General features: G+C 63.8%; 20 protein-coding genes. 15 read left to right on the top strand and 5 right to left on the bottom strand.

The window, feature by feature from the left end:
• Positions 1 to 537, bottom strand: a 537-nt coding sequence (locus tag RN02_RS17625) for an MFS transporter (RefSeq protein WP_268872060.1), incomplete at its 3' end; no start/stop codon positions are given.
• 101 nt (positions 538 to 638) lie between these two features.
• On the opposite strand from RN02_RS17625, the gene RN02_RS17630 reads away from it, so the two are divergent.
• Complete coding sequence (locus RN02_RS17630) at positions 639 to 1,565, top strand: LysR family transcriptional regulator (RefSeq protein WP_043315527.1); 927 nt, start codon at positions 639 to 641, stop codon at positions 1,563 to 1,565.
• A 331-nt stretch (positions 1,566 to 1,896) separates the two neighbouring features.
• On the opposite strand, the gene RN02_RS17635 is transcribed toward RN02_RS17630, so the two are convergent.
• Entirely contained in the window at positions 1,897 to 2,136 is a 240-nt protein-coding gene (locus RN02_RS17635) for a hypothetical protein (protein ID WP_043315529.1), read from the bottom strand.
• 804 nt (positions 2,137 to 2,940) lie between these two features.
• Between RN02_RS17635 and RN02_RS33305 the strand changes: the two genes are divergently transcribed.
• The 8 genes from RN02_RS33305 (at position 2,941) to RN02_RS17660 (ending at position 11,487) form a co-directional block, all read left to right on the top strand.
• Positions 2,941 to 3,654 (top strand): DUF6875 domain-containing protein, encoded by a 714-nt coding sequence (locus RN02_RS33305; RefSeq protein WP_145923917.1) that lies wholly within the window; start codon positions 2,941 to 2,943, stop codon positions 3,652 to 3,654.
• A gap of 1 nt (position 3,655) precedes the next feature.
• Positions 3,656 to 5,002 (top strand): AAA family ATPase, encoded by a 1,347-nt coding sequence (locus RN02_RS33310; protein ID WP_145923916.1) that lies wholly within the window; start codon positions 3,656 to 3,658, stop codon positions 5,000 to 5,002.
• Between the two features lie 195 nt (positions 5,003 to 5,197).
• Positions 5,198 to 5,503 (top strand): hypothetical protein, encoded by a 306-nt coding sequence (locus tag RN02_RS32495; RefSeq protein WP_082033828.1) that lies wholly within the window; start codon positions 5,198 to 5,200, stop codon positions 5,501 to 5,503.
• 363 nt (positions 5,504 to 5,866) lie between these two features.
• Positions 5,867 to 6,160 (top strand): hypothetical protein, encoded by a 294-nt coding sequence (locus tag RN02_RS17640; protein WP_043315531.1) that lies wholly within the window; start codon positions 5,867 to 5,869, stop codon positions 6,158 to 6,160.
• A 40-nt stretch (positions 6,161 to 6,200) separates the two neighbouring features.
• A complete protein-coding gene (locus RN02_RS17645) occupies positions 6,201 to 6,941 on the top strand; it encodes an SDR family oxidoreductase (protein WP_177331066.1) in 741 nt (246 codons plus the stop codon).
• 483 nt (positions 6,942 to 7,424) lie between these two features.
• Positions 7,425 to 7,958: a sigma-70 family RNA polymerase sigma factor gene (locus tag RN02_RS17650; protein WP_009622934.1), complete on the top strand. Its 534-nt coding sequence runs from the start codon at positions 7,425 to 7,427 to the stop codon at positions 7,956 to 7,958.
• Entirely contained in the window at positions 7,955 to 8,908 is a 954-nt protein-coding gene (locus RN02_RS17655) for a FecR domain-containing protein (protein WP_043315533.1), read from the top strand. Before RN02_RS17650 ends, RN02_RS17655 begins: the two co-directional genes overlap by 4 nt.
• Before the next feature lie 107 nt (positions 8,909 to 9,015).
• Positions 9,016 to 11,487 carry a TonB-dependent siderophore receptor gene (locus RN02_RS17660; protein WP_043315536.1) on the top strand — a complete coding sequence of 824 codons (2,472 nt, stop codon included), beginning with the start codon at positions 9,016 to 9,018 and terminating at the stop codon, positions 11,485 to 11,487.
• Positions 11,488 to 11,638: 151 nt separating this feature from the next.
• On the opposite strand, the gene RN02_RS17665 is transcribed toward RN02_RS17660, so the two are convergent.
• The 3 genes from RN02_RS17665 to exaA all read right to left on the bottom strand — a co-directional run bounded on the left by RN02_RS17665 (position 11,639) and on the right by exaA (position 15,540).
• Positions 11,639 to 12,328 (bottom strand): GNAT family N-acetyltransferase, encoded by a 690-nt coding sequence (locus RN02_RS17665; RefSeq protein WP_043315538.1) that lies wholly within the window; start codon positions 12,326 to 12,328, stop codon positions 11,639 to 11,641.
• A 627-nt stretch (positions 12,329 to 12,955) separates the two neighbouring features.
• Positions 12,956 to 13,615, bottom strand: coding sequence for a pentapeptide repeat-containing protein (locus RN02_RS17670; protein ID WP_009622928.1), 660 nt, complete (start codon positions 13,613 to 13,615; stop codon positions 12,956 to 12,958).
• A 53-nt stretch (positions 13,616 to 13,668) separates the two neighbouring features.
• Positions 13,669 to 15,540, bottom strand: coding sequence for a quinoprotein ethanol dehydrogenase (gene exaA / locus RN02_RS17675; protein WP_043315539.1), 1,872 nt, complete (start codon positions 15,538 to 15,540; stop codon positions 13,669 to 13,671).
• A gap of 313 nt (positions 15,541 to 15,853) precedes the next feature.
• On the opposite strand from exaA, the gene pedF reads away from it, so the two are divergent.
• From pedF to exaC, 6 genes are all read left to right on the top strand, one after another.
• Positions 15,854 to 16,291 (top strand): cytochrome c-550 PedF, encoded by a 438-nt coding sequence (pedF, locus tag RN02_RS17680; protein ID WP_009622924.1) that lies wholly within the window; start codon positions 15,854 to 15,856, stop codon positions 16,289 to 16,291.
• 7 nt (positions 16,292 to 16,298) lie between these two features.
• On the top strand, positions 16,299 to 17,180 hold the full coding sequence (locus tag RN02_RS17685; protein ID WP_043315543.1) for a substrate-binding periplasmic protein: 882 nt from the start codon (positions 16,299 to 16,301) through the stop codon (positions 17,178 to 17,180).
• Between the two features lie 14 nt (positions 17,181 to 17,194).
• Entirely contained in the window at positions 17,195 to 17,941 is a 747-nt protein-coding gene (locus tag RN02_RS17690; RefSeq protein WP_043315545.1) for a quinoprotein dehydrogenase-associated SoxYZ-like carrier, read from the top strand.
• A 27-nt stretch (positions 17,942 to 17,968) separates the two neighbouring features.
• Positions 17,969 to 18,898, top strand: a complete 930-nt coding sequence (locus tag RN02_RS17695) for a quinoprotein relay system zinc metallohydrolase 1 (protein ID WP_043315548.1) — start codon at positions 17,969 to 17,971, stop codon at positions 18,896 to 18,898.
• 301 nt (positions 18,899 to 19,199) lie between these two features.
• The gene (locus RN02_RS17700; protein ID WP_043315550.1) at positions 19,200 to 20,978 is read left to right on the top strand and encodes a methanol/ethanol family PQQ-dependent dehydrogenase; all 1,779 of its coding nucleotides are present in this window, start codon (positions 19,200 to 19,202) and stop codon (positions 20,976 to 20,978) included.
• 527 nt (positions 20,979 to 21,505) lie between these two features.
• The gene (gene exaC, locus RN02_RS17705) at positions 21,506 to 23,026 is read left to right on the top strand and encodes an acetaldehyde dehydrogenase ExaC (protein WP_043315552.1); all 1,521 of its coding nucleotides are present in this window, start codon (positions 21,506 to 21,508) and stop codon (positions 23,024 to 23,026) included.
• Positions 23,027 to 23,512: the final 486 nt, after the last annotated feature.

A 23,512-nucleotide genomic window follows, 5' to 3' on the forward strand; every position in this document is an offset into this window, starting at 1 on the left:
GGCGATGCTCGCGGCGGTGAAGGTGCCGAACAGGAAGGCCACCCCCGCCGTGCCGGTGATCACGCTGGCCGCGGTGGCGCGGCGGTTGGACGGGGCGCTCTCGACGATGTAGATGCCGGCGCTGGACCACTCGCCACCGACCATCATGCCCTGGATGAAACGCATGGCGATGAGCAGGATGGGCGCGGCGATGCCGATCGCCTCGTAGGAGGGCAGCAGGCCGATGATGGTGGTGCATACGCCCATGCCGAACACCGTGATGATCAGCACCGCGCGGCGGCCGAAGCGGTCGCCGATGGGCCCGAGGATCAACGCGCCGAAAGGCCTGGAGAGGAAGCCGACGGCGAACACCGCCAGCGATGAGAGTAGCGACACGCCCGGCGCGCTGGAGGGGAAGAACAGCATGCCGATCACCGCGGCGAAGTAGCCGTAGATGGCGAAGTCGAACCATTCCATGAAATTGCCGATGCCGACCGCGATGGCCCGCTTGCGGATATCCGACTGTCCGCCCCTGGTCCGGATGCCGCCTGCACCCATGCTTTGCTCAATCGCGTCCACAGAATTCTCCAGCGCTTGTTATGTTGTTGTGGACGCCAGACTAGGAATCTCCTCGGGCACGGGGCAAACGATTAGCAAATATGAGCCGGATTAACGTACGTAATATCTCGCGGATCGACCTCAACCTTCTGCTCACCTTCCACTGCCTGATGACCGAGCGCAGCGCCACCCGCGCCTCGGCGATGCTGCACGTGACCCAGGGCGCGGTGAGCGCGGCGCTGCGCCGGCTGCGCGAGCATTTCGGCGACGAACTGTTCATCCGCACCGCCTCCGGTATGCAGCCCACGCGCAAGGCCATGGAGCTGGCGCCGAAGATCGCCGAGGCACTGACCTCCATCTCCGGCGTGCTGGGCGTCGAGCCGGAGTTCTCCCCGCGCGATTCCAGCTACCTGTTCAACATCGGCCTGTCCGACGACATCGAGTCCTACCTCGCCCCGCGTATCGTCAGCGCGGCGGCGGAGCAGGGCCTGGGCGTGACTTTCGCCTTCCACCAGAGCAACAGCTCGCTGTGGAAGCAGTCGCTGCAGGATCCGGACATGGACCTGGTGATCTGCAGCGAGCCGAAGGACTTCAACACCAGCTATTCGTCCCAGGTGCTGTTCTCCTCCTCGTACTCCTGCCTGTTCCGTCCGCGCGCCGGCGCGGCGGACGCACCCATCGGCCTGGAGGAATACTTCGCCGCCGACCACGTGCGCATCTCCTACGACGGCCGCCGCGGCTTCATCGACGACATGTTCGAGTCCGCCGGCTACGCCCGCCGCGTCATCGCCTCCTTCACCCACTTCAGCGGCGCCTTGACCACGCTGGTGAGCAGCGAGGCCATCGCCACGCTCCCGACCTTCGCCGCCGAGAGCTACGCGGCCATGACCCAGCTGCGCGCGAGCCCGGCGCCGCTGCCGGTGCCGTCCTTCCGCTGCTTCATGGTCTGGGACATCGCCAAGCACAGCAAACCCCACCACGAATGGCTGCGCCAGTTCATCGGCGAACTGGCGCAGAAGCTCGGCTAGCCGCAAGGGCCATCCATTCGGCATCAACCCGTAGGCGCGGATCTCATCCGCGAACCGTGCCGGGACGTCCGGCTATCGCGGACAAGGTCCGCTACGGGGGCAGATCCCCTCGTAGGATGGTGTTGAGCGAAGCGATACCCATCGCCATGACCGCATGGGTTTCACAAGCTCAACCCATCCTACGAAAAGCACCTCGACGCAGACAGTTGCTCCTACGGTTACAGGGAAGCACGGGCGTAGGAGCGGACTTCGTCCGCGATTGGATTCACCGGCCACGCCGGACGCCCCGGCGGCACCGTCGACGGCGGATAACCGCGAACGGTTATGCGCCCTACGTCCGCCCATGCTCCTCAGCTGCGGTATACAACTGCTCGGCATCGGCCGCCAGGTACTCCAGTGCGCTGAAGGTGCCGTCCAACACATCCTCGGCAGGCGCTCCCAGGTCCGGCGCGCCGGCCAGCAGGCGCAGCAGATTGATCAGGGCGGATTGACGGGACTGGGCAGCGTCGTAGAAGTCCGATGGGGCAGCGTGCTTGAGGGGATGGGGTAGAACTTGGGCAGAAAGGCTCATGAAAATCTCCCAGATTGATTCAGTCTTCCGCCTCCCGACGCCAATCGGGGAGGGCGGACCGTACAGGTTGGCGTACCGGAATCTGGGAACCGGCGCATCCGAAGATGCCCCGCACGGCCCGCCCATGACACGGGTGCAGCCACGCAAGGTGCCGGAGATTGACCCAGACACCTTCTAGAATTCCGTGACGCCAATCCCACACCGTTCTGTTGAGCGGCTGAGCAACGTCAGGGAGTTGCCGTGAGGCTGTCAATCGGGCGTGGCAAAGAGCGAGGCGGGGTGTGCAGTTGGCCTGCATAGCAGCCGTAGGCGAATGGCTGCTTCCGACCCATAGCGGACTCTCGCTCAATGGGCACTTCGATGGATGAGCCAGCTAATGAGATCAAAGCTGATCTATGGCCCTGAAAGAGAAGCCGTCATCCGGATCATTCGGATGACGACCTGAGTGACGGAGCCCTATCTGCGCCGGCCCGTTAGGCGCTCCTAGATACTTGCATTGTGGATACTCTTGTGCTGATAATGAGAACGTGACGCATTCGCGATCACAAATACTTATCACTGGAGATACTATGGACGATTTCTCTAAGCCACTTTCGGCGGCATTCACCCAAAAGAACGAACGCGATGTAGGTTTTCAGGACGCTCGTCCGAAAAGCCTTATTCGTCGCATGGCATTGAGCATCGGCTGCCTCCCTGGCCCGCCTCCGTTCTGCGCTGGCTGGAAGTGGTAATCGCTAAGCAGTAAAAAGGGCCTCTCTTTCTAAGAGAGGCCTTTTAGTTTTGATCGTGTAATGGAGCACACGCATGACATCAATTTGGAGCCTTACCTCTGCTCCCCCAGAGGATGTGCCTAATCACGTCGCCAAGTTACAAGAAGGACTCATACCCTATCTCACTCAGTTTCTGACTTCTCGCCATCCGCATAGGGGGGGAGTGATGTGTCCCTTCATGCCGAAAGCCTTAGAGAATGACGATATATTTGTTTCATTTTTTGATGCAAATATGTCAGTTTCCCATTTGCAAGAGTCGCTAAAAGCTTGCATTGACTTCTTCAAGCAGCGAGAGAGTTTGGGACATGGGGCGATTGTTATAATGTTCGCTCCATCTGCGGATCTGGTGAAACTCCATCAGCTACATGTGGCTGGTAAGCTGCTCTGCATGGAGAAGGATCTGATGCTTGGTCTTCTTTACAGAGATAGTTCGGCACCAAGTCTGCACTCCCATGACTATTTCCCGCTCAGAACTCCGACCCCTACCATGGTGATCCGAGATTTGACCTCGCAGGATCTGCAGTTTCTAACGCCAGATCACTACGGAACGAAGGAAAAAATCAGATTTTTGAATTCGTACATTAAGAAGTTTTCCGGCACAGAAGGAAAGCGATCCCTGATGAAACAAGTGACAGGAGCGAAAACCCTTAGGTTGCGCTATAGAGCAGCTTCACTAACTAGAAATCTGGCTGCTTTTCTATTTGGGTCTGCCGTTTTAGTCTTCATGTTTAAGGCTCTATGGGGGTAGTATGTTCTCAAAAAACTTAAACTATATTGCATCCGCTATTATGGTTGTTTTTCAGCAAATTGCACTTGCGCTTTCGACGTACTATATTGCATCTGCAGGTGCTCAGCTGACTTCTTTGCCAGAGCAGGCGATAGTTAGTATAATTTGGTTTTTTGTTTTTGCTCTTTCTGCATACATTCTTAGTTCATTTTCGACATTCTTGTCCGTTAGGGCCGGCAATGAAATTTGGTACGCATATGCTAGGAATACCATCGAGACGGTATCTAGTGATATCTCTTACTGCTCATCTAAAAACAAAAGCAATGTTGTTCATTGGGTGAACGGAGAGGCCGCGGCGACCATTCCACATGCTACTCAGTTCTATTTGGGTTTTATTTCGCTTGTGCTGAACGTGGTGCTGACGGTTTTTGTTTTCTATATCTCCATAGGGTTGTCATTTACATTGACTATCTGCATTGCGCTGTTGCTTTCCGCATTGCTTGTCACGGGGCTTAGAAAACGTATTGATCGCCTTGCAACAGGCATGCAAGCTCAGAGACTTTCAACCTTAACGTTCGTTGACGCTCTCTGGGATTTGGCAACGTTTGGCGGTCAAAACTGTCGAAATGAAGGACTTAAAAACTTCAGATTAAATGCGTCAAGCTACTTCGGAGAGACAGAGCGTTACACTCTTCTCGAGCAAACAGTGGCATGCTTGCCAGTAATCACGGCTGTCCTCGCTGTGGTGGCCATGCTTGTTATTCCAGGAGCATATACCGCAGCAGCCATCGGGACTCTTGTTGCAATTCTTCCAAGAAGCTTGCAGTTATTTGGCAACATACACTCGCTCACTATGTATCTTAGTCAATACTACCTGATTCGACGGAAGGTTAGAAATCTCGATGAGTTTATTGAGACATTAGATAAAAATGATTTCTCGACAAAAGTCTCATATAGTAGTCTGCGCATTATCAATGCCATGACGGGAGATACGGAGTCTCCAGAAGAATTTGAACGGCTCGTTTTGAACGGAGGAATTTCTTCAGGAAGGTTTTGTATTACCGGCCCAAATGGGGCGGGAAAATCGAGCATGCTAAAAACTTTTAAATCTCAAAGCCACGACTCGACTCTGTTGCTCCCTGATGTCAATCTTGGTGTTGCACAAGAAAATAGGTCTACGGGTGAGAGCAGAGTTCACCAAGTCATGTTGGCTCTCGAGAGCGAATCCTCTATTGTCATGCTTGATGAGTGGGATGCCAATCTCGACTCAAGAAATAGAAAGACTTTGAACTCAGTGATTGATGAATTTGCAAAAATTAAGCTAATTATCGAGGTTAAGCATGTCTCCTTCGAGGGTATAACTGTCTAGTGCTCGCATGCGGCATGTTGAACCGTCCCTTCTTTTGGGAATGCGAGTGTAGCCATCACTGTAGTAATGAAGCCTTACCTGAGATCAGATTTACGTCCGCTTTTGGCCGATTGCAGCCCTTAGCAGAATCATCGCTTTGACTCTTCAGGTTCTGCCGATACAAACTGAACCGATGATCGCAGGGAATAAGGCGAAATGAGTCAGCTGAGCCCCACGCTACATGCAGACCTCTCCGAAGTGCTGGATGAGGTCTCTGCACTGATGTCCGCTGCCTATGCGCAGCTCGGCCCCATACCTGATGACCATCCACTGGCTCAGGCGGGTCTTGAGAATGGGGCAGAAATCGTTCTGGACTACCTTGCACACGGCGAGGCGGGTATCGCCCTTGATCATCTGTTCTACATGATCAAAGAGCCGCCTCTCGCTATTTCTGCCAAGTCCGCTGAGAAGCTGGCTCGTGTTGCAGAAGCGTTTGGAACACCTTTGAACTGGTGTCCTTGAAGCTGGTCGTACAACGAAATACGTACTCGCTGCGAGAGACCGCTTCTGGCCGAAAGCTGCCTTCGTTAAGCGGCAGCTCTTGACCCATAGCGAACGTTGCGACGCCCCGTCTTGGCAATGACGACGGAAGCTCGCTGCCTGCCCATCCGCACTTTCCCGGAGGCGCTTTGTATTCCAGTGTGTCCGCAGACCGTTTTGACATTCGCAGAGACGGCCACGCCTTTTCTCGACACGGCGCAGATACCCCAAGGGCTTTTAATTCACTCCAACAGGACATCGGCGCGCGGTTGGAGCCAGCACTCTTCCAGAGCGCTCTTTCCCACTCCGATGGACTGTTCCCCCTAACCCTTGAGGAACAATGCCATGAACACTCTGAAGACCCTCGTGACCGCCATTACCTTTTCGCTGGCTGGTGTGGCGGTGCATGCGAGTGCAGCCGAAGCGCGCTGCTCCCACGGCACCGTCTGTTTCCAACTGACGCCCCTGGCTGAAGAAGGCGCAACCCCGCAACTGGCGGAAGATGGCTTCAGCAGGACGCCCCTGGGCATGCGTGTGAACTCGGCAGCGCCTGCGCAACAGACCATTGCCGCAGATGGCTACAGCCGGACGCCGTTGGGCAAGCGCGTGGCGTCGTCCCATGAATCGGCAACTGTCTGATTCCCGGTTTTTCACGTTTTCAGTCAATAAGGGTGAGGCGATGAAGCGAGACGAAGCAGGGAATGACAAGGTCGCCATTGTTTTTGGTGGCTCCCGGGGCATCGGCGCGGCAGCGGCGAGGCAACTCGCCGCCGACGGTTTCTCGGTGGCGCTGACCTACGTGTCCCGGCCGGCCAGCGCCAAAGCGCTGGCCGCCGAGATCGAGGCGGGTGGCGGCCGTGCCCTTGCGTTCCAGGCCGACAGCAAGGATGCCGTTGCCATCCGGAATGCGGTGGTGGCGGCGGTCGAGCGCTTTGGCGCGATCGACGTGGCGGTGGTCAATGCCGGCGTGCTGCGGCTCGCCCGCATCGATGCCCTTGGCGTCGAGGACCTCGACCTGATGCTCGACGTGAACATCCGTGGCGTCATTCTCTCGATCCAGGCCGCCGTGGCCAGCATGCGCGACGGCGGGCGGGTGATCACCATCGGCAGCAATTCGGCCTCTGGGCGCACTTCGGTCGAGGGCGCGGTGTATGCGATGACCAAGGCCGCCGTCGCGCGCCTGGTGCAAGGGCTCGCGCTGGATCTCGCGGCGCGCCGGATCACCGTCAACAATATCCAGCCCGGCCCGACCGCGACCGACATGACGCAAGCGCACCTGGACGCGCTGGCGGAACTCGTCCCACTCGGACGCGTCGCCCAGCCCATGGAGATCGCCGGTCTGGTCGCGTATCTCGCCAGCCCGGCAGCGGCCCACATGACCGGGGCGAGCCTGACGCTGGATGGCGGCTATGCCCTGTAACGCCAGAAACGCCGGGGGCCGCGACGCTCAAGGGCTTGAACGGCAATGACGCCGACGCCCCATTGTGGAAGAGGAACAGATTTATTCCTTCTGCTGTAAAGCTGTCCGGATGGACGAGACTAGAGTGCTGAAAATAAACCTCTCTTGCACGGACGCCATACCGGTGGGCACGGCTTCTCGTAGGAGCGAGCTTGCTCGCGAACGGGCTCCGCTGCGGGCTCATTCGCGAGCAAGAACCAGGCGTCCCCCCTCGATCCTACGAAGCGCCCCCGCACGGCCGGCAAGAGAGTCGCTCTTACGGCACCAGGGCGGGCCGTGCAGGTTGGCGTACCGGACTCGGACCGGCGCATCCGAAGATGCCCCACACGGCCCCTATGGCGGGCATCCACGATAAGGCGCGCTGATCCCGGCCCGAATGCCTTGATGGAAGAGGTGGCATAAAAATATAATGCGAGTCATTCGCATATGATGGAATGCCACTCCATGCACGCTACTGCCGCTACAGAGGATCAGCTGCTGCTCGGCCGGCTGTACCAGGACCACCACGGATGGCTGCGCGGATGGCTCCATCGTCGATTGGGCAACCGCTGCGATGCGGCCGACCTGGCCCAGGATACCTTCGTCCGGTTGCTCGTTTCGCCCGCTGCGCTGCAGCAGCCAATCGCGACGCCGCGAGCCTACCTGCTGACCATCGCACGGCGGCTGGTGATCAATCTCTACCGTCGGCGCTCGCTGGAGCAGGCGTATCTGGAAGTCCTGGCCAGCCTGCCGGAGGCGTGCACGCCTTCGCTGGAGCATCAGGCTCTGGTGCTCGAAGCCCTGCACGAGGTCGACGCGGTACTGGCCCGCCTACCGAGCAAGGCACGCCAGGCGTTCCTCCTGTACCAGCTCGAAGGGCTCACCCAGGATGCCATCGCCCAGCGGTTGGGCGTGAGCGTACGTAGCGTTCAGCGTTATCTCGCGCTGGCTTTCGAAGAGTGCATCGTGCTGGCGGCGGAAGTGCCGGAGCACCCGTGAGCGCGCAACCCATCGACCGTGATATCGCTCGCCAGGCCGCGCGCTGGTATGTGCGCCTTCAGGGGCCGCGCGTCAGCGAGGCGCAACGTCGCGATTGCGAGCGCTGGCGCGCAGCCGACCCGGAGCACGAACGCGCCTGGCAGTTGGCGGAGGGCTTCAACCGGCGACTGGGGCTGATCCCGCCTCAGCTGGGGCTTGAAACGCTGGATCGTTCCCATGCCGCTACGCGCCGACAGGCCCTCAAGTTGCTCGCGCTGCTGCTGGCAACGGCGCCTGCAGCCTTGCTGATTCGCCGTACGCAGTCCTGGCAGCAGCTCAATGCCGATGTTCGCAGTGGGGTAGGTGAGCAGCGCCAGATCTCTCTGGCCGACGGCACGCAGATTCATCTCAATACCGACAGTGCCGTCGATGTGGCTTTCGACGGTGCGAGCCGGCGGGTGCGGCTGGTTGCTGGCGAGGTGCTGATCATCACCGCCAAGGACCCCGCCGGCAGACCCTTCATTGTGGAAACTGCCCAGGGCGAGATCGAGCCCGTCGGCACGCGCTTCCTGGTGCGGCAATGGCCCGAGGACAGCCAGGTTGCGGTGCTCGAAGGCGCGGTGAAGCTGAACTCGCGGGCTGGAGAATCCCAGCTGCTGAAGGCCGGCGAACAGGCGAGATTCAACGCCCGGCATGTGGGCGGCGTCGAGCCGCTCGATGTACGCATCGCCGATTGGACCCGAGGCGTGATCAAGGCTGAGCGTATGAGCCTGGCAAGCTTCGCCGCCGAACTGGGGCGATACCGGCCCGGCCTGTTGCGCTGCGACCCCGAGGTTGCGCAACTGGAAGTCTCCGGGGCGTTTCAACTGCACGACACCGACCAGGCGCTCCATGCGTTGACCCAGGTGCTGCCGGTGGAAATCCGCTATCGCACCCGTTACTGGGTCACCATCGCGCCCATTTCCAGCTGATCGGCCGGGCTGATTGGCGCTGCCGAATTTATTTTGTCGTCTTTTTCGTCTCTCGCGTGTCACCCGAGCACACAACGAAAAAACATGCTCGACACAGGGAGTCACTCATGCAGCTTCACCCCTTCGCTTCGCGCCGCGCAGCACGACCCAGCGAACTTGCAAAGGCGTTGCGCGCCGCTGCGCTCGGGCTGTGCCTGGGCCCGATCGGCTTCGTCGCGTCCGCGCAGGCCGACACCTCCGATCAGGCCAGTCGGCAACGCCACTTCGAGATAGCCCCTGGCCCGCTGGGCGCTGCGCTGGCGGAGTTCGCGAGCCAGGCGGGCATCACGCTGCCGTTGCAGCCGCAGCGGGTACAGGGGCTGAAGAGTCGAGGCCTGAGCGGCGATGCCGACGTCGACACCGGCCTGAGCCGGCTGCTCGAGGGGACTGGACTGCGCGCCTCACGGCAGGGCGACGGCCTCTATGTCCTGCGTCCGGTAGCCGAAGCCGAGCAGCCACTGAAGATGGATAGCAGCGAAATCATGGGCGTTCGCCAGGATGGCCTGACCGAGGGAACGGGCTCCTATACGACCGGCGCCATGCAAACCGCCACCAAGCTGAACCTCTCGCTGCGTGAAACGCCGCAGTCGGTCACGGTGATGACTCGCCAGCGCCTCGACGACCAGGCCCTGGCCGACCTCAACGACGTCGTGCAGAACACCCCGGGCATGGTCATCCGGCGCACGGGGCCGGAGCGTTCCACCTACTACGCCCGCGGCTTTGCGCTCGACAACATCATGTACGACGGCCTGCCCACCAGCCTCGACAGTTCCCAGCTGTCCCAGGACCTGCTTTCCGCAGACATGGCCATGTACGACCGGGTGGAGGTGGTGCGCGGCGCCACCGGCCTGATGCAGGGCGCCGGAAACCCGGCCGCGGCCATCAACCTGGTTCGCAAGCGTCCTACGCCAACGTTCCAGGCCAGCATCCAGGGCAGCGCCGGCACCTGGGACCGCTACCGCACCGACGTCGACCTGTCCGGCCCGTTGACCGACGATGGCGCTGTGCGCGGTCGCCTGGTCACCGCTTACCAGACCCAGGGCAGCTTCCGCGACTCGCTGGATAACGAGCGGAACCTGTTCTACGGGATCGTAGAGGCCGACCTGAACGACAGCACCACCCTGACGCTCAGCGCTTCGCGCCAGCAGGACGACTACAACGGCAACGGCTGGACCGGCCTGCCGGTGGGCTTCGACGGCAGCGACCTGAAGCTGTCGCGCTCCACTTCCCTGAGCAATGACTGGGAGTACTGGAACAAGACCAGCACCTCCGCATATGCCGCCATCGAACACGCCCTGGACAACGGCTGGAAACTCAACCTGTCGGCCACCAAGTCCTGGGCCGACCTGGACATGCTGGGCACCTACATACTGGGGCGCACCGCCACCCAGACCTATGACCAGTACGTCGGCGCCGGCCATTATCGGGAAAGCCAGAACAGCTTCGATGCCTACGCCAGCGGCCCGTTCCGCCTGATGGACCGCGACCATGAACTGGTGTTCGGTGCCAGCCATCGCCGCGTGGTGTTCAATGGCGACGTGCCGGTAAACGTGCTGCTGCACAGCAATATCGATATCTACAACTGGAACGGCGACACCCCGAAAATCGCCAGCCAGACCAAATACGGCTGGCAGAACACCAACGCCAAGCTCAACAGCGTTTACGCCACCACCCGCCTGAACCTGGCCGACCCACTGAAACTGATTCTGGGCAGCCGCCTGGACTGGTACGAAAACGATACCAGCGCCCCCTACAAAGGCACCGAGACCGAACTCAAGGTCAACCGCCACGTCACCAAGTACGCCGGCCTGATCTATGACCTGGACGCGCATCACTCGGTATATGTCAGCTACACCGACATCTTCAAGCCGCAGAGTTACTTCGACACCTCAGGCTCGGTCATCGCTCCTATCACTGGCAAGAACTACGAACTGGGCATCAAGGGCGAGTATTTCGACGGCGCCCTGAACGCCTCGGCCGCCATCTTCCAGCTGGACCAGGAAAACCGCGCCAAGGCCATCACCGACCAGAGCCTTTGCCCCAGCTATCCCACCACTTCCTGCTACGAGGCGGCCGGCGAGGTGCGCAGCAAAGGCATCGAACTGGAACTGCAAGGGCAACTCACGCCCAACTGGCAACTGGGCGCCGGCTACACCTTCACCGAAGCCAAATACCGCAAGGATGCGAACAAGGCCAACGAAGGTCGCCTGTTCGATACCGACATCCCGCGACATCTGTTCAAGATGAGCACCACCTACACCCTGCCTGGCGCGCTCGACCAATGGCGCATTGGTAGTTCCCTGTACCGGCAGAACCGCATCTACAACAAAGGCACCACCTACATGATCGAGCAGGACGCCTACACGCTGGTGGACTTCATGCTGGGGTTCAAGCCGACTGCCCATATCGATGCGCAGCTGAACCTGAACAATGCGTTCGACAAGAAGTACTACAACTCCTTGAGTTCCTCTGTCACGGTGCCGAGCAATGTGTATGGGGAGCCGCGGAATCTGATGTTGTCGGTGAAGTACAGTTTTTGAAGCGGCCGCGGGCGCAGGCCTGACCGAGTGGGGAAGCGCAGGAGGCCTATGGACGCCTGGCATCAGCCGGCTTAGCACTTGGCAGCGCGGCGGTATGGCTGCCATGGGGCCGTTAGCAGACACTCAAAGCCGAATCCGTTTCCGCTGGCTGTCAGTGCAGCGTGGGGAAGCGCTCTTTCACCAGCACCTGGGCCTGATGGGCCATCTGGTCAAGCAGGCGGTCGCGTTTTTTCTCGGCATCGGTCATGGCCTTCCTGCCGTGTTGCTGCACCAGGTAGGCGTGGATCTGCCGCACTTCCTTGGACTGATAGATCGGGGCCAGGTCCTGCACCGCGACCATGCCGTCGGAGCGGTGATCGCGGGTGTTGAGCAGCACGTGCGGCCCTTGTGCGGCCAGGACCTGAAAGCCCATCGACTCGAAGGTCGGCACCTTGCTCGCCGCGCAGGCGAGTTCGACGTGGGGCCGATGTGTGGCCACCTGTTGCAGCATGGCCCGCGCGATGCCGTGCCGGCGATGGCTGGCCGTGACGGCCAGGTAGGCCAGCGTGCAGGCCTGGGCATCATCCTTGCTCGGCAGGTACAGGGCAAAACCCAGGACCTGGGAGGGATCCTCGTCGTCCAGGGCCAGGACCAACCGCGCGCTGCTGTCCACGGCGCTGTCCATGGCCTGCAGATACAGGTGCACCTCGTAGCCGATCACGTACTGGTACAGCTGGTAGAGCGGGTTGCTGGGCGTCAGCGGCACCGGGCTGATGTCGCTGAAGTAGTCCACCACCATTTGCAGAACCTGATTCTTCAGGGACTCGGGCGGCGGTGCGTCCAGGGTTACGAGGGTGAACATCTGAAGCTGGCTCCGGGCGTGCCCGATCGGGGGAGATCGGCGCGGGCGCCATTGTAGCGCCCATGCGTGCCGAGCGTTGCAGCCGTTGGCGGAGTTCAGCGCGTAGGGCGAATAACGCTCCGCGTTATCCGCCGTTTGGCCTTGGTTGAACCCCGCTCAGGGCGGGCTTGGGCATCCTGGGTGGGAACGCCAGGACCGGCCACGGTGTTGGCGATGAGAAAGGTGTAACGGCGGATAACCGCGAACGGTTATCCGCCCTACGCCCGGTCCGTCGTAGGAGCGGGCCCTGCCCGCGATTTCGCGCGCAGGGCGCGCTCCTACATGGGGCTCGGTGTGAGGCTGCCGTTCGCGGGAATGACGAAGATAGCTAGGTGTATCAGGATGACACTGAGCGGATCGCGCTTACGGAGAGCAGGAGAAACTCCACCGTAGGATGGGTTGAGCGAGGCGATACCCATCACCGCGACCGCATGGGTATCGCAAGCTCAACCCATCCTACGAAAAGCACCCCGGCGCAGTTGGCAAGACAGTTGCTCCTACGGGGTTTGCATGGAGCGACGCGGCACCTGCCAGCGGCGGATAACCGCGAACGGTTATGCGCCCTACGGGAAACCCCATGCATGGCGTTCAATCCCAGCCGCCGGGACACCCCTTGCACCCCTGCATATTCGTCCCCTGGAAGTTCCCGAACCTCGGCTTGCTCCCCCGCAAATCCGCATCCTCCAGATTCGCCTCCGCCAACTTCACCTCCTGCAGATTCGCATCGCGCAAATCCGCTCCCTTGAGGTCCGCACGGGACAGCCAGGTCATCTCCAGGTCCGCCGCGCGCAGGTTGGCCTGGTGCAGTTTGCCGCCGCTCAGGCGGGCGAATTCGAGGTAGGCGGCGGTCAGGTCGGCGCCTTGCCATTGGGCGCCCTGGGCGAACAGGCCCCAGGCCTGGATGGCCACCAGGCTGGCGCCGGAGAGGTCGGCGGCGCGCAGGTTGGCTTGTTGCAGGCTGGCGCGGGTGAGGTTGGCGCCGCGCAGGTTGGCTTTTTCCAGGTTGGCCAGGTCGAGGGTGGCGTGGCGCAGGTCTGCCCCTGAAAGGTCCGCGCCGGCGAGGTTCATGCGGCTGAGGTCCTGGCCTTTCAGGTCGGCGCCGCGCAGGTCGGCGCCGGGGCATTGGCTGGCGGGGGCGATGCGGCAGTGGGCGATGACGGTGGCGTCGTCGTCGGTGTCGGCGGATTCGTCGCTGGCGTGGGCCAGGCCGGCCAGCAGCAGGGCGGCGAGCAGGGTGGTGGTTTTCATGGCTTTCTCCCGGGGCATGGAAAACCGCGCCCCTGGGGGCGCGGTCGGTGGGTTCAGCGGCTGGCGGTCTTGTTGTCCCAGCTGGGCAGCTTGAACACCCAGAAGGAACCGCCCTGGGCCACCGGGCGCGTCAGGTCGGCCATGTCGCCGCCCCACAGCGGCACGGCGCCGCCGTAGCCGACGGTCACGCCGATGTACTGCTCGCCGTCCTGTTCCCAGGTGATGGGCGGGGAGACGATGCCGCTGCCGGTCTGGAACTTCCACAGTTCCTTGCCGTTCTTCGCGTCGAAGGCCTTGAGGAAGCCGTCGCCGGTGCCGGTGAACACCAGGTTGCCGGCGGTGGCCAGCACGCCGGCCCACAGCGGCAGGTGCTCCTTGTGTTCCCACACCACCTTGCCGCTGGTGGGGTCCATGGCGCGCAGGCTGCCGACGTGGTCGTCGTACATGCGCTTGATGCGGAAGCCCATGCCCAGGTAGGCGCTGCCCTTGGTGTAGCTGACTTCCTCGGTCCAGTAGTCCTCCTTCCAGTGGTTGGCCGGCACGTAGAACAGGCCGGTGTCCTGGCTGTAGGCCATGGGGTTCCAGTTCTTGCCGCCGAGGAAGGGCGGCGAGACTTCCACCGCCTTGCCGTGCTTCTGCCCCGGTTCCGGCAGCGGCGGGCGCTGGCCTTCACGCTCGACCGGGCGTCCGGTCTTCAGGTCGATGTGGCTGGCCCAGGTGATGTTGTCGACGAAGGGGAAGGCGTTCTGCAGCTTGCCGTTGCTGCGGTCGACCACGTAGAAGAAGCCGTTGCGGTCGGCGTGGGCGGTGGCTTTGACTATCTTGCCGTCCTTGGCCTTGTAGTCGAACAGCACCAGTTCGTTGTTGCCGGAGAAGTCCCAGGCGTCGTTCGGGGTGTGCTGGTAGAACCACTTCACCTCGCCGGTGCTCGGGTCCACGCCCACTTGCCCTGAGGTGTACAGGCTGTCGTAGTCGTGCGGGTTGCCGCCCTTGGCGGTGCGCGCCCAGGTGTTCCACGGGCCGGGGTTGCCGGCGCCGACGATGATGGTGTTGGTCTCGGCGTCGAAGCTGGCGCTCTGCCAGGGCGCGCCGCCGCCGTGGTTCCAGGATTCGACCTTGCCGGTGGAGGAGTTGGCGTCGTCCGGCCAGGATGGCGCCTTGACGTTGCCGGTGACGCTGCTGTCCTTGCCGTTGAGGCGGCCCATGTGGCCTTCGACGAAGGGCCGCATCCAGATTTCCTCGCCGGTGTCCGGGTCGCGGGCGAACAGGCGGCCGACCACGCCGAACTCGTCGCCCGAGCTGCCGTGGATGAGCAGCACCTTGCCGGTCTTGCCGTCCTTCACGATGGTCGGCGCGCCGGTCATGGTGTAGCCGGCGCCGTGTTCGCCGAACTTCTTCTTCCATACCACCTTGCCGGTGTTCTTGTTCAGCGCCACGACCGAGGCGTCGAGGGTGCCGAAGAAGATCTTGTCGCCGTAGATGGCGGCGCCGCGGTTGACCACGTCGCAGCACGGGCGGATGTCGTCGGGCAGGCGGTGGTTGTAGGTCCACAGGCGCTTGCCGGTCTTGGCGTCGAGGGCGAACAGCCGCGAGTAGGAGGCGGTGACGTAGATCACCCCGTCGCTGACGATGGCCTGGGATTCCTGGCCGCGCTGCTTCTCGTCGCCGAAGGAGTAGGACCAGGCCGGGGTCAGCTTGAACACGTTGTCGGCGTTGACCTGCTTGAGCGGGCTCCAGCGCTGGGCGTTGGTGCCCATGCCGTACTGCAGCACGTCGCTGGTGGTCTTGTGGTCATTGGCGATGTCGTCCCAGCTGACGTCCTTGGCCAGCGCCGCGCCGCCGGCGCCCAGGGCGATGGCGAGGGTCAGGCTGTGCAGGGCGAGGCGCAGGGGGCCGGCAGAGGCGAGGGAGGTTCTTGTTGTCATCTTCGGGTTCCCGTTTTTGATGTTGGGTCGAGAAACGGCGGGCCGCTGCTCGGGCCGCGGCGGTTCCATGGTGGGAGCCGGCGGCGGTGGCGGAAACGGAAAAGCTCCCGCATCGGCCGGGACAAGTTCCCGGTCGGGGCATGACTTGGGCTTGCTGCCGAAGGCCCTGGCGCGGCAGCCCTGCGCCCTAGTACGAAGGGAGTAGGCGGGGGCATCCAAAGCAGCATTCGGGGCGGGGGCGGGGCTTCCTAACATGGTCGAGGAGCGCCCCGGTGGCGCCCGTGCCTTGTCCTACCCCCAGAGGAATGAAGTGATGAACAAGAAGAACTCCTTGCGCGGCCTGCTGGTGCTGGCCGGCCTCAGCGTCTCGGCCCTGGCCCTGGCCCATGGCAACGTGACCCCGCAAGCGGTGGATACCAAGGGCCTGGAGCCCCTGGGCAAGGAGTGGCGCGACACCAACCCGTACCGCGAGCCCTACGCCAACCACAAGCTGGCGGTGGAGATCGGCTCCTCCGCCTACAACCAGAACTGCGCGCGCTGCCATGGCCTGGAGGCCAAGTCCGGCGGCATCGCCCCCGACCTGCGCAAGCTCGACCTGGGCGCCGAGGGCGACGAGTGGTTCAAGGAGCGGGTGATCAACGGCGCGGTGCGCGACGGCGCCGTGTACATGCCGAAGATGGCCGACTTCATCAGCCAGGAAGGCCTGTGGGCCATCCGCAGCTACCTGGAAAGCGTGCACGTGGACGAGTGACGCCGCCATGCGCCTGCTCAGCCTGCTGTGCGGCCTGCTCCTGTTGCTGGGGCAGGCCGAGGCCAAGGTCCGGCCCTACGAAGACATGGTCGCTTCCGGCGTATTGCGGGTGGCGATCTACCAGAACTTCCCGCCCTACAGCTTCATGCAGGACGGCCAGCCCCACGGCATCGACGTGGATCTCGCCACGCGCCTGGCCCAGGGCCTGGGGCTGCGCGCGGAGTTCCTCTGGGTGATTCCTGGCGAGCGCCTGGACGACGACCTGCGCAACTTCATCTGGAAGGGCCACTACCTGCGCCCGGGCGTGGTGGCCGACGTGATGCTGCGGGTGCCCTACGACCGCGACTACTCCAACAAGCGCAACGACGTCGGCGAGCTGGCCAACGACCAGGTGGTGATGTTCGGCCCCTACCAGCGCGAGCGCTGGCAGGTGGTCAACGACGCCCGCAGGCTGCCGCAGGTGGACACCATCGCGGCGTTCCGCGAGCACCGCATCGGCGTGGAACTGGACAGCGTGCCCTCGTTCTACCTGACCTCGGTGCTGGGCGGCCAGCTCAGCGCCATGACCGTGCATTTCCCCAGCACCCAGGCGGCCTTCGACGCCATGCGCGCCGGCAAGGTGGACGCGGTGATGGCGCTGCGCGGCGAGCTGGACTGGATGCGCGCCCAGGCCGGGGACGACCAGTTGAGGAACGCCGAGAACACCTACCCCAGCCTTGGCCAGCCGGACTGGGACATCGGCATGGCGGTGCACGAGAGCAACCGCCAGCTCTCCAACGCCCTCGACGGCGAGCTGGAGGAACTGGTGCGCAGCGGCGAGCTGGCCAAGCTCTACTCCGGCTACGGCGTGCGCTACGAGTTGCCGGGGCTGTACCAGGACGTGCAATAGCACGAGGAGGAGGGATGCGTAGACGTAGCCTGCTGTTGGGCCTGTGCGGCCTGCCGCTGCTGGCCGCGGCGGTGGAGGGCGACCCGGTGCCCTCGGTGATGTGGGACTACCACCACAGGCGCCTGCTCGGCGGCGAGCCCTTCGTCTTCGACGAGCGGGTGAAGCTGGGCGTGCCGCCCTTCGCCGAGGACGCGCGGCAGGTGCCGGTGGAGGTGGACGCGCGGCAGCTGCCCGGGCGCTTCGAGCGCCTGGTGCTGTGGGCCGAGCTGAACCCCATCCCCCACGTGCTGACGCTCTACCCGGGCGAGGACCTGGAGGCGCTGCTGGCGGTGCGCATCCGCATCGAGCAGGCCACCGCCATCCGCGCCGCGCTGCGTGGTGAAGATGGCGTGTGGCACGTGGGCTCGGCCTGGATCGACGCCGCCGGCGGCGGCTGCACCGCGCCCAGCGTGGTGCGCGCCCAGGCCGGCTGGGAGCAGCGCCTGGGCCAGGTGCACGGCGGGGCTTTCTCGCGCGGGCCGAACACCCGGCTGCGGCTGCAGGTGGACCACCCGATGGACAACGGCCTGGTCGGCGGCATCCCCGAGTTCTACCTCGACCACGCCGAGCTGCGCACGCCCGAGGGCGAGGTGCTGGCGCGCCTGGACCTGTTCCCGGCGGTGAGCGAGAACCCCAGCTTCAGCTTCGAACTGCGCGGCCATCCCCACGCGAAGCTGTTCCTGCACGACAACAACGGCAACGAATTCGAGGCCGCCCTCTGAGGCGGCCGGCCCGCCCGCGAGGTGCCCATGCGTTACCTGCTGACCTTCCTGCTGCTGCTCTGCACCCAGGTCCTCGCCGACCTGCAGTACCACCTGCAACCCCGGCAGATCGCCGAGGGCACCTGGCTGGTGGAGGGCAGCACCGACAACTTCGCCAAGGACAACGGCGGCAACATCGTCAACGTCGCCTTCGTCGACACCGGCGACGGCATCCTGGTGATCGACACCGGCCCCTCGCGGCGCTATGGCGAGGCGTTGCGCGCGGTGATCCAGCGGACCACCGGCAAGCCGGTGAAGCAGGTGCTGCTGACGCACCACCACCCCGACCACGTGCTGGGCAACCAGGCCTTCGCCGACGTGCCCATCGGCGCGCTGGCCGGCACCGGCAAGCTGCTGAAGGAGCAGGGCAACGCCATGGCGGAGAACATGTACCGCCTGGTGGGCGACTGGATGCGCGGCACCGAGGTGGTGCTGCCGACGCAGACGGTGGAGCCGGGCGAGCTGCAGGTCGGCACGCACCGTTTCCGCCTGCTCGGCCTGCGCGGGCACACCGGGGCGGACCTGGCGATCCTCGACGAGACCAGCGGGGTGCTGTTCGCCGGCGACCTGGTGTTCTACGAGCGCGCGCTGACCACGCCCAACAGCCCGGGGCTGGACGTCTGGCTGGCCGATCTCGATACCCTGCAGGCGCTGCCCTGGAAGCTGATCGTCCCCGGCCACGGGCCCATCGCCACCGACGCCAGGCCCTTCGCCCAGATGCGCGACTACCTCGGCTGGCTCGACAGCGTGATGCGCGAAGGCACCCGCGAAGGCGCGGACATGAACGACCTGCTACGCACCCCCATCCCCGAACGCTTCGCCGGCATCAGCCTGACGCGCTACGAGCTGATCCGCAGCGTCACCCACCTGTACCCGCGCTACGAACAGCAGGCGTTGCCGCGTATCGACCGGCAGTGAGCCGCCCCGCCGGCTCTTCGTAGTCGCGTAGGGCGTATAACCGTTCGCGGTTATCCGCCGCTACACCGAGGCCATGACCAACGCCAAGGTCAACCCCGGAGCCGCCGGGCACCGAGGTCAAACGGCGGATAACGCCGTAGGCGTTATGCGCCCTACGCTACGCCAGGGCGCGGTATTGCTACCAAGGAACTAGGGAATTCGGCAAAGCGGTCAATTGTTGGCCCACCGCACCGGGCCAAGAATCTGCGGCAGACCGGGAAAACTTCCCGGGTACAACAACAAATCCGCAGAGGTAGCCGCAATGAGACATGCAGGTCCCACCCCTTCCTTCGCGCGCAGCGCGCTCTTCGCCGCACTCGCCCTGGCCAGCCTGGGCGCCCAGGCCGCGGTTACCGACCAGGACATCAGCGACAGCGCCAAGCGCACCGACCAGATCGTGGTCAACGGCATCAACCAGCAGGGCCAGCGCTTCAGCCCGCTGAAGACCCTCAACAGCGACAACGTCAAGGAACTGCGCCCGGTGTGGGCGCTGTCGTTCGGCGGCGAGAAGCAGCGCGGCCAGCAGGCCCAGCCGCTGGTCAAGGACGGGGTGATGTACGTCAGCGCCTCCTACTCGCGGGTGTTCGCCGTGGACGCGCGCACCGGGCGCAAGCTCTGGCAGTACGACGCGCGCCTGCCCGACGGCATCATGCCCTGCTGCGACGTGATCAACCGCGGCGTGGCCCTGTACGGCGACCTGGTGATCTTCGGCACCCTGGACGCCAAGCTGGTGGCGCTGAACAAGGACACCGGCAAGGTGGTGTGGAAGAAGACCGTGGCCGACTACAAGGCCGGCTACTCCATCTCCGCCGCGCCGCTGATCGCCAAGGGCAAGCTGATCACCGGCGTGGCCGGCGGCGAGTTCGGCGTGGTCGGCAAGATCGAGGCCTACGACCCCAGCAACGGCGAGCTGCTGTGGAGCCGCCCGACCGTCGAAGGCCACATGGGCTACGTGTACAAGGACGGCAAGGCCATCGAGAACGGCATCTCCGGCGGCGAGGCCGGCAAGACCTGGCCGGGCGACCTGTGGAAGACCGGCGGCGCCGCGCCCTGGCTGGGCGGCTACTACGACCCGAGCACCGACTCGCTGTTCATCGGCACCGGCAACCCGTCGCCGTGGAACTCGCACCTGCGCCCGGGCGACAACCTGTTCTCCTCCTCGCGCCTGGCGCTGAACCCGGAGGACGGCTCGATCAAATGGCACTTCCAGACCACCCCGCACGACGGCTGGGACTTCGACGGCGTGAACGAGCTGGTGTCCTTCGACTACAAGGACGGTGGCAAGACCGTGAAGGCCGCGGCCACCGCCGACCGCAACGGCTTCTTCTACGTGCTGGACCGCACCAACGGCAAGTTCATCCGCGGCTTCCCCTTCGTCGACAAGGTGACCTGGGCCAAGGGCCTGGACCAGAACGGCCGGCCGATCTACGACGACGCCCACCGCCCCGGCGCGCCGGGCGAGGGCGCCAAGGGCAGCTCGGTGTTCGTCTCGCCGTCCTTCCTCGGCGGCAAGAACTGGATGCCCATGGCCTACAGCCAGGACACCGGCCTGTTCTACGTGCCCTCCAACGAGTGGGGCATGGACATGTGGAACGAGAACGTGACCTACAAGAAGGGCGCGGCCTACCTGGGCGCCGGTTTCACCATCAAGCCGCTGAACGAGAAGTACATCGGCGTGCTGCGCGCCATCGACCCGAAGACCGGCAAGCAGGTGTGGCGCTACGAGAACTACGCGCCGCTGTGGGGCGGCGTGCTGGCCACCCACGGCAACCTGGTGTTCACCGGCAACCCCGAGGGCTACCTGATGGCCTTCGACGCCAAGAGCGGCAAGAAGCTCTACGAGTTCAACACCGGCTCGGGCGTGATCGCCTCGCCCATCACCTGGGAGATGGACGGCGAGCAGTACGTCACCGTGCTCTCCGGCTGGGGCGGCGCCGTGCCGCTGTGGGGCGGCGAGGTGGCCAAGCGCATCAAGGACCTGGACCAGGGCGGGATGATCTGGACCTTCAAGCTGCCGAAGGACCTGGTGAGCAAGCGCTGAGTTCGCAGGGGTAGGGCAGGGGGCTGGCTGGTGCCGGCCCTTTGCTTTTTGGGGGCTTTGCTTTTTGCTTTTCGTAGGAGCGAGCTTGCTCGCGAACGGTGTCTCCTGGTTGCAGTGGTGCAAGCGTTGACTCCGGCCCCTCTCCCTAACCCTCGGCTGCGCGCCCCGCCCTGAAGGGAGAGGGGACCGTTCGGTGTGCGCTGATGCTTCGGCGTTAGCCGGCTTGTACCGAGTGGCCGGCTGACACCAAGTCCTCTCTCGGCACGGACAAGCCCCCTCTCCCTTCAGGGCGGGGCGCGCAGCCGAGGGCTGGGGAGAGGGGGCGAGATTCGAGCCTGCACTGGAATCGCCGGCAGACTCCATGTGGTGGTTCGCGCAAGCAAGCTCGCCCCCACGAACACCCCCCTCTACTACCAAATAACTACCCCCTCACGCCCATGGGCGCATTCCTGGCCGGCGAGGGCGCTGCCTAAGATCGCCGCAAGGCCCGGGCTTGGTGCGCCGGGACGCCACAGGAGAGCTTCGCCATGATCTATGCCCCACCCGGAACCCCCGGTGCCGTCGTTACCCTCAAGCCGCGCTACGGCAACTACATCGGCGGTGAATTCGTGCCGCCGGTGCTCGGCCAGTACTTCACCAACACTTCCCCGGTGAACGGCCAGCCGATCGCCGAATTCCCCCGTTCCACCGCCGAGGACGTGGAGCGCGCGCTGGACGCCGCCCACGCCGCCGCCGATGCCTGGGGCCGCACTTCGGTGCAGGAGCGCTCGCTGGTCCTGCTGAAGATCGCCGACCGCATCGAGCAGCACCTGGAACAACTGGCCGTGGCCGAGACCTGGGACAACGGCAAGGCCGTGCGCGAGACGCTGAACGCCGACGTGCCCCTGGCGGCCGACCACTTCCGCTACTTCGCCGGCTGCATCCGCGCCCAGGAAGGCGGCGCCGCCGAGATCAACGACAGCACCGTGGCCTACCACATCCACGAACCGCTGGGCGTGGTCGGGCAGATCATCCCGTGGAACTTCCCGCTGCTGATGGCCGCCTGGAAGCTGGCCCCGGCCCTGGCCGCGGGCAACTGCGTGGTGCTCAAGCCGGCCGAGCAGACGCCGCTGTCGATCATGCTGCTGGCCGAGATCGTCAACGACCTGCTGCCGCCGGGCGTGCTGAACATCGTCCAGGGCTTCGGCAAGGAAGCGGGGCAGGCGCTGGCCACCAGCAAGCGCATCGCCAAGATCGCCTTCACCGGCTCCACCCCGGTGGGCGCGCACATCCTCCACTGCGCGGCGGAGAACATCATCCCCTCCACCGTGGAGCTGGGCGGCAAGAGCCCGAACATCTTCTTCGACGACATCATGCGCGCCGAGCCGAGCTTCATCGAGAAGGCCGCCGAGGGCCTGGTGCTGGCCTTCTTCAACCAGGGTGAGGTGTGCACCTGCCCGTCGCGGGCGCTGGTGCAGGAGTCGATCTTCGAGCCGTTCATGGCCGAGGTGCAGAAGAAGATCGCCCAGATCAAGCGCGGCAACCCGCTGGACACCGAGACCATGGTCGGCGCCCAGGCCTCGCAACAGCAGTACGAGAAGATCCTGTCGTACCTGGACATCGCCCAGAACGAGGGCGCCCAGCTGCTGGCCGGCGGGCAGAGCGAGCGGCTGTCCGGCGACCTCGCCAGCGGCTACTACATCCAGCCCACGCTGCTGAAGGGCCACAACGGCATGCGTGTGTTCCAGGAGGAAATCTTCGGCCCGGTGGTGGGCGTGACCACCTTCAAGGACGAGGCCGAGGCCCTGGCGATTGCCAACGACACCGAGTTCGGCCTGGGCGCCGGCGTCTGGACCCGCGACATCAACCGCGCCTGGCGCATGGGCCGCGGCATCAAGGCCGGCCGCGTATGGACCAACTGCTACCACCTGTACCCGGCGCACGCCGCCTTCGGCGGCTACAAGAAGTCCGGCGTCGGCCGCGAGACGCACAAGATGATGCTCGACCACTACCAGCAGACCAAGAACCTGCTGGTGAGCTACGACGTCAACCCGCTGGGCTTCTTCTGAGGTAGACCGGCCGTCCGCGACCCCGTCCCCATCCGGGGGCGCGGGCAGGTTCCGGCAAGCGTGTTCAACACCCGCGCCCGGCGCTCCACCGGGCCACCTTTTTTCGATGCGCCCGAGCGTGGGCGACCCGTGCGCCCCTCCCACTTCCGGGCGCGGCGGGACTGTCGAGCGCGGCTTTGGCCGCGTTTTTTGTTTCTAAAGGGCTTCCCGGTTGCAGTGGTGCAAGTGCTAAGGCCGTCCCCTCTCCCTAACCCTCTCCCTGAAGGGAGAGGGGACCGTTCGGAGTGGACTGGCTTTCCCGAGTTAGCCGGCAAGCGCGGTGGTTTCCTGCTGAAACCATGCCTGTTCTCGGCACGGACTAGCCCCCTCTCCCTTCAGGGAGAGGGCTGGGGAGAGGGAGCGGAGCCGGACGCGAACACCAAGGTATCCGGGAGGCACCACCCCCAAAAAACCGTCCCACCCCCGCAACACCTGCCCCACCCACCC

It is taken from the genome of Pseudomonas sp. PI1, assembly GCF_000812405.1.
Lineage (GTDB): Bacteria > Pseudomonadota > Gammaproteobacteria > Pseudomonadales > Pseudomonadaceae > Pseudomonas > Pseudomonas citronellolis.

Coding starts and splice junctions, on each gene's coding strand:
- RN02_RS17630 (WP_043315527.1), top strand. CDS start 639: ATGAGCCGGATTAACGTACGTAATATCTCGCGGATCGACCTCAACCTT.
- RN02_RS17635 (WP_043315529.1), bottom strand. CDS start 2,136: ATGAGCCTTTCTGCCCAAGTTCTACCCCATCCCCTCAAGCACGCTGCC.
- RN02_RS33305 (WP_145923917.1), top strand. CDS start 2,941: ATGACATCAATTTGGAGCCTTACCTCTGCTCCCCCAGAGGATGTGCCT.
- RN02_RS33310 (WP_145923916.1), top strand. CDS start 3,656: ATGTTCTCAAAAAACTTAAACTATATTGCATCCGCTATTATGGTTGTT.
- RN02_RS32495 (WP_082033828.1), top strand. CDS start 5,198: ATGAGTCAGCTGAGCCCCACGCTACATGCAGACCTCTCCGAAGTGCTG.
- RN02_RS17640 (WP_043315531.1), top strand. CDS start 5,867: ATGAACACTCTGAAGACCCTCGTGACCGCCATTACCTTTTCGCTGGCT.
- RN02_RS17645 (WP_177331066.1), top strand. CDS start 6,201: ATGAAGCGAGACGAAGCAGGGAATGACAAGGTCGCCATTGTTTTTGGT.
- RN02_RS17650 (WP_009622934.1), top strand. CDS start 7,425: ATGCACGCTACTGCCGCTACAGAGGATCAGCTGCTGCTCGGCCGGCTG.
- RN02_RS17660 (WP_043315536.1), top strand. CDS start 9,016: ATGCAGCTTCACCCCTTCGCTTCGCGCCGCGCAGCACGACCCAGCGAA.
- RN02_RS17665 (WP_043315538.1), bottom strand. CDS start 12,328: ATGTTCACCCTCGTAACCCTGGACGCACCGCCGCCCGAGTCCCTGAAG.
- RN02_RS17670 (WP_009622928.1), bottom strand. CDS start 13,615: ATGAAAACCACCACCCTGCTCGCCGCCCTGCTGCTGGCCGGCCTGGCC.
- exaA (WP_043315539.1), bottom strand. CDS start 15,540: ATGACAACAAGAACCTCCCTCGCCTCTGCCGGCCCCCTGCGCCTCGCC.
- pedF (WP_009622924.1), top strand. CDS start 15,854: ATGAACAAGAAGAACTCCTTGCGCGGCCTGCTGGTGCTGGCCGGCCTC.
- RN02_RS17685 (WP_043315543.1), top strand. CDS start 16,299: ATGCGCCTGCTCAGCCTGCTGTGCGGCCTGCTCCTGTTGCTGGGGCAG.
- RN02_RS17690 (WP_043315545.1), top strand. CDS start 17,195: ATGCGTAGACGTAGCCTGCTGTTGGGCCTGTGCGGCCTGCCGCTGCTG.
- RN02_RS17695 (WP_043315548.1), top strand. CDS start 17,969: ATGCGTTACCTGCTGACCTTCCTGCTGCTGCTCTGCACCCAGGTCCTC.
- RN02_RS17700 (WP_043315550.1), top strand. CDS start 19,200: ATGAGACATGCAGGTCCCACCCCTTCCTTCGCGCGCAGCGCGCTCTTC.
- exaC (WP_043315552.1), top strand. CDS start 21,506: ATGATCTATGCCCCACCCGGAACCCCCGGTGCCGTCGTTACCCTCAAG.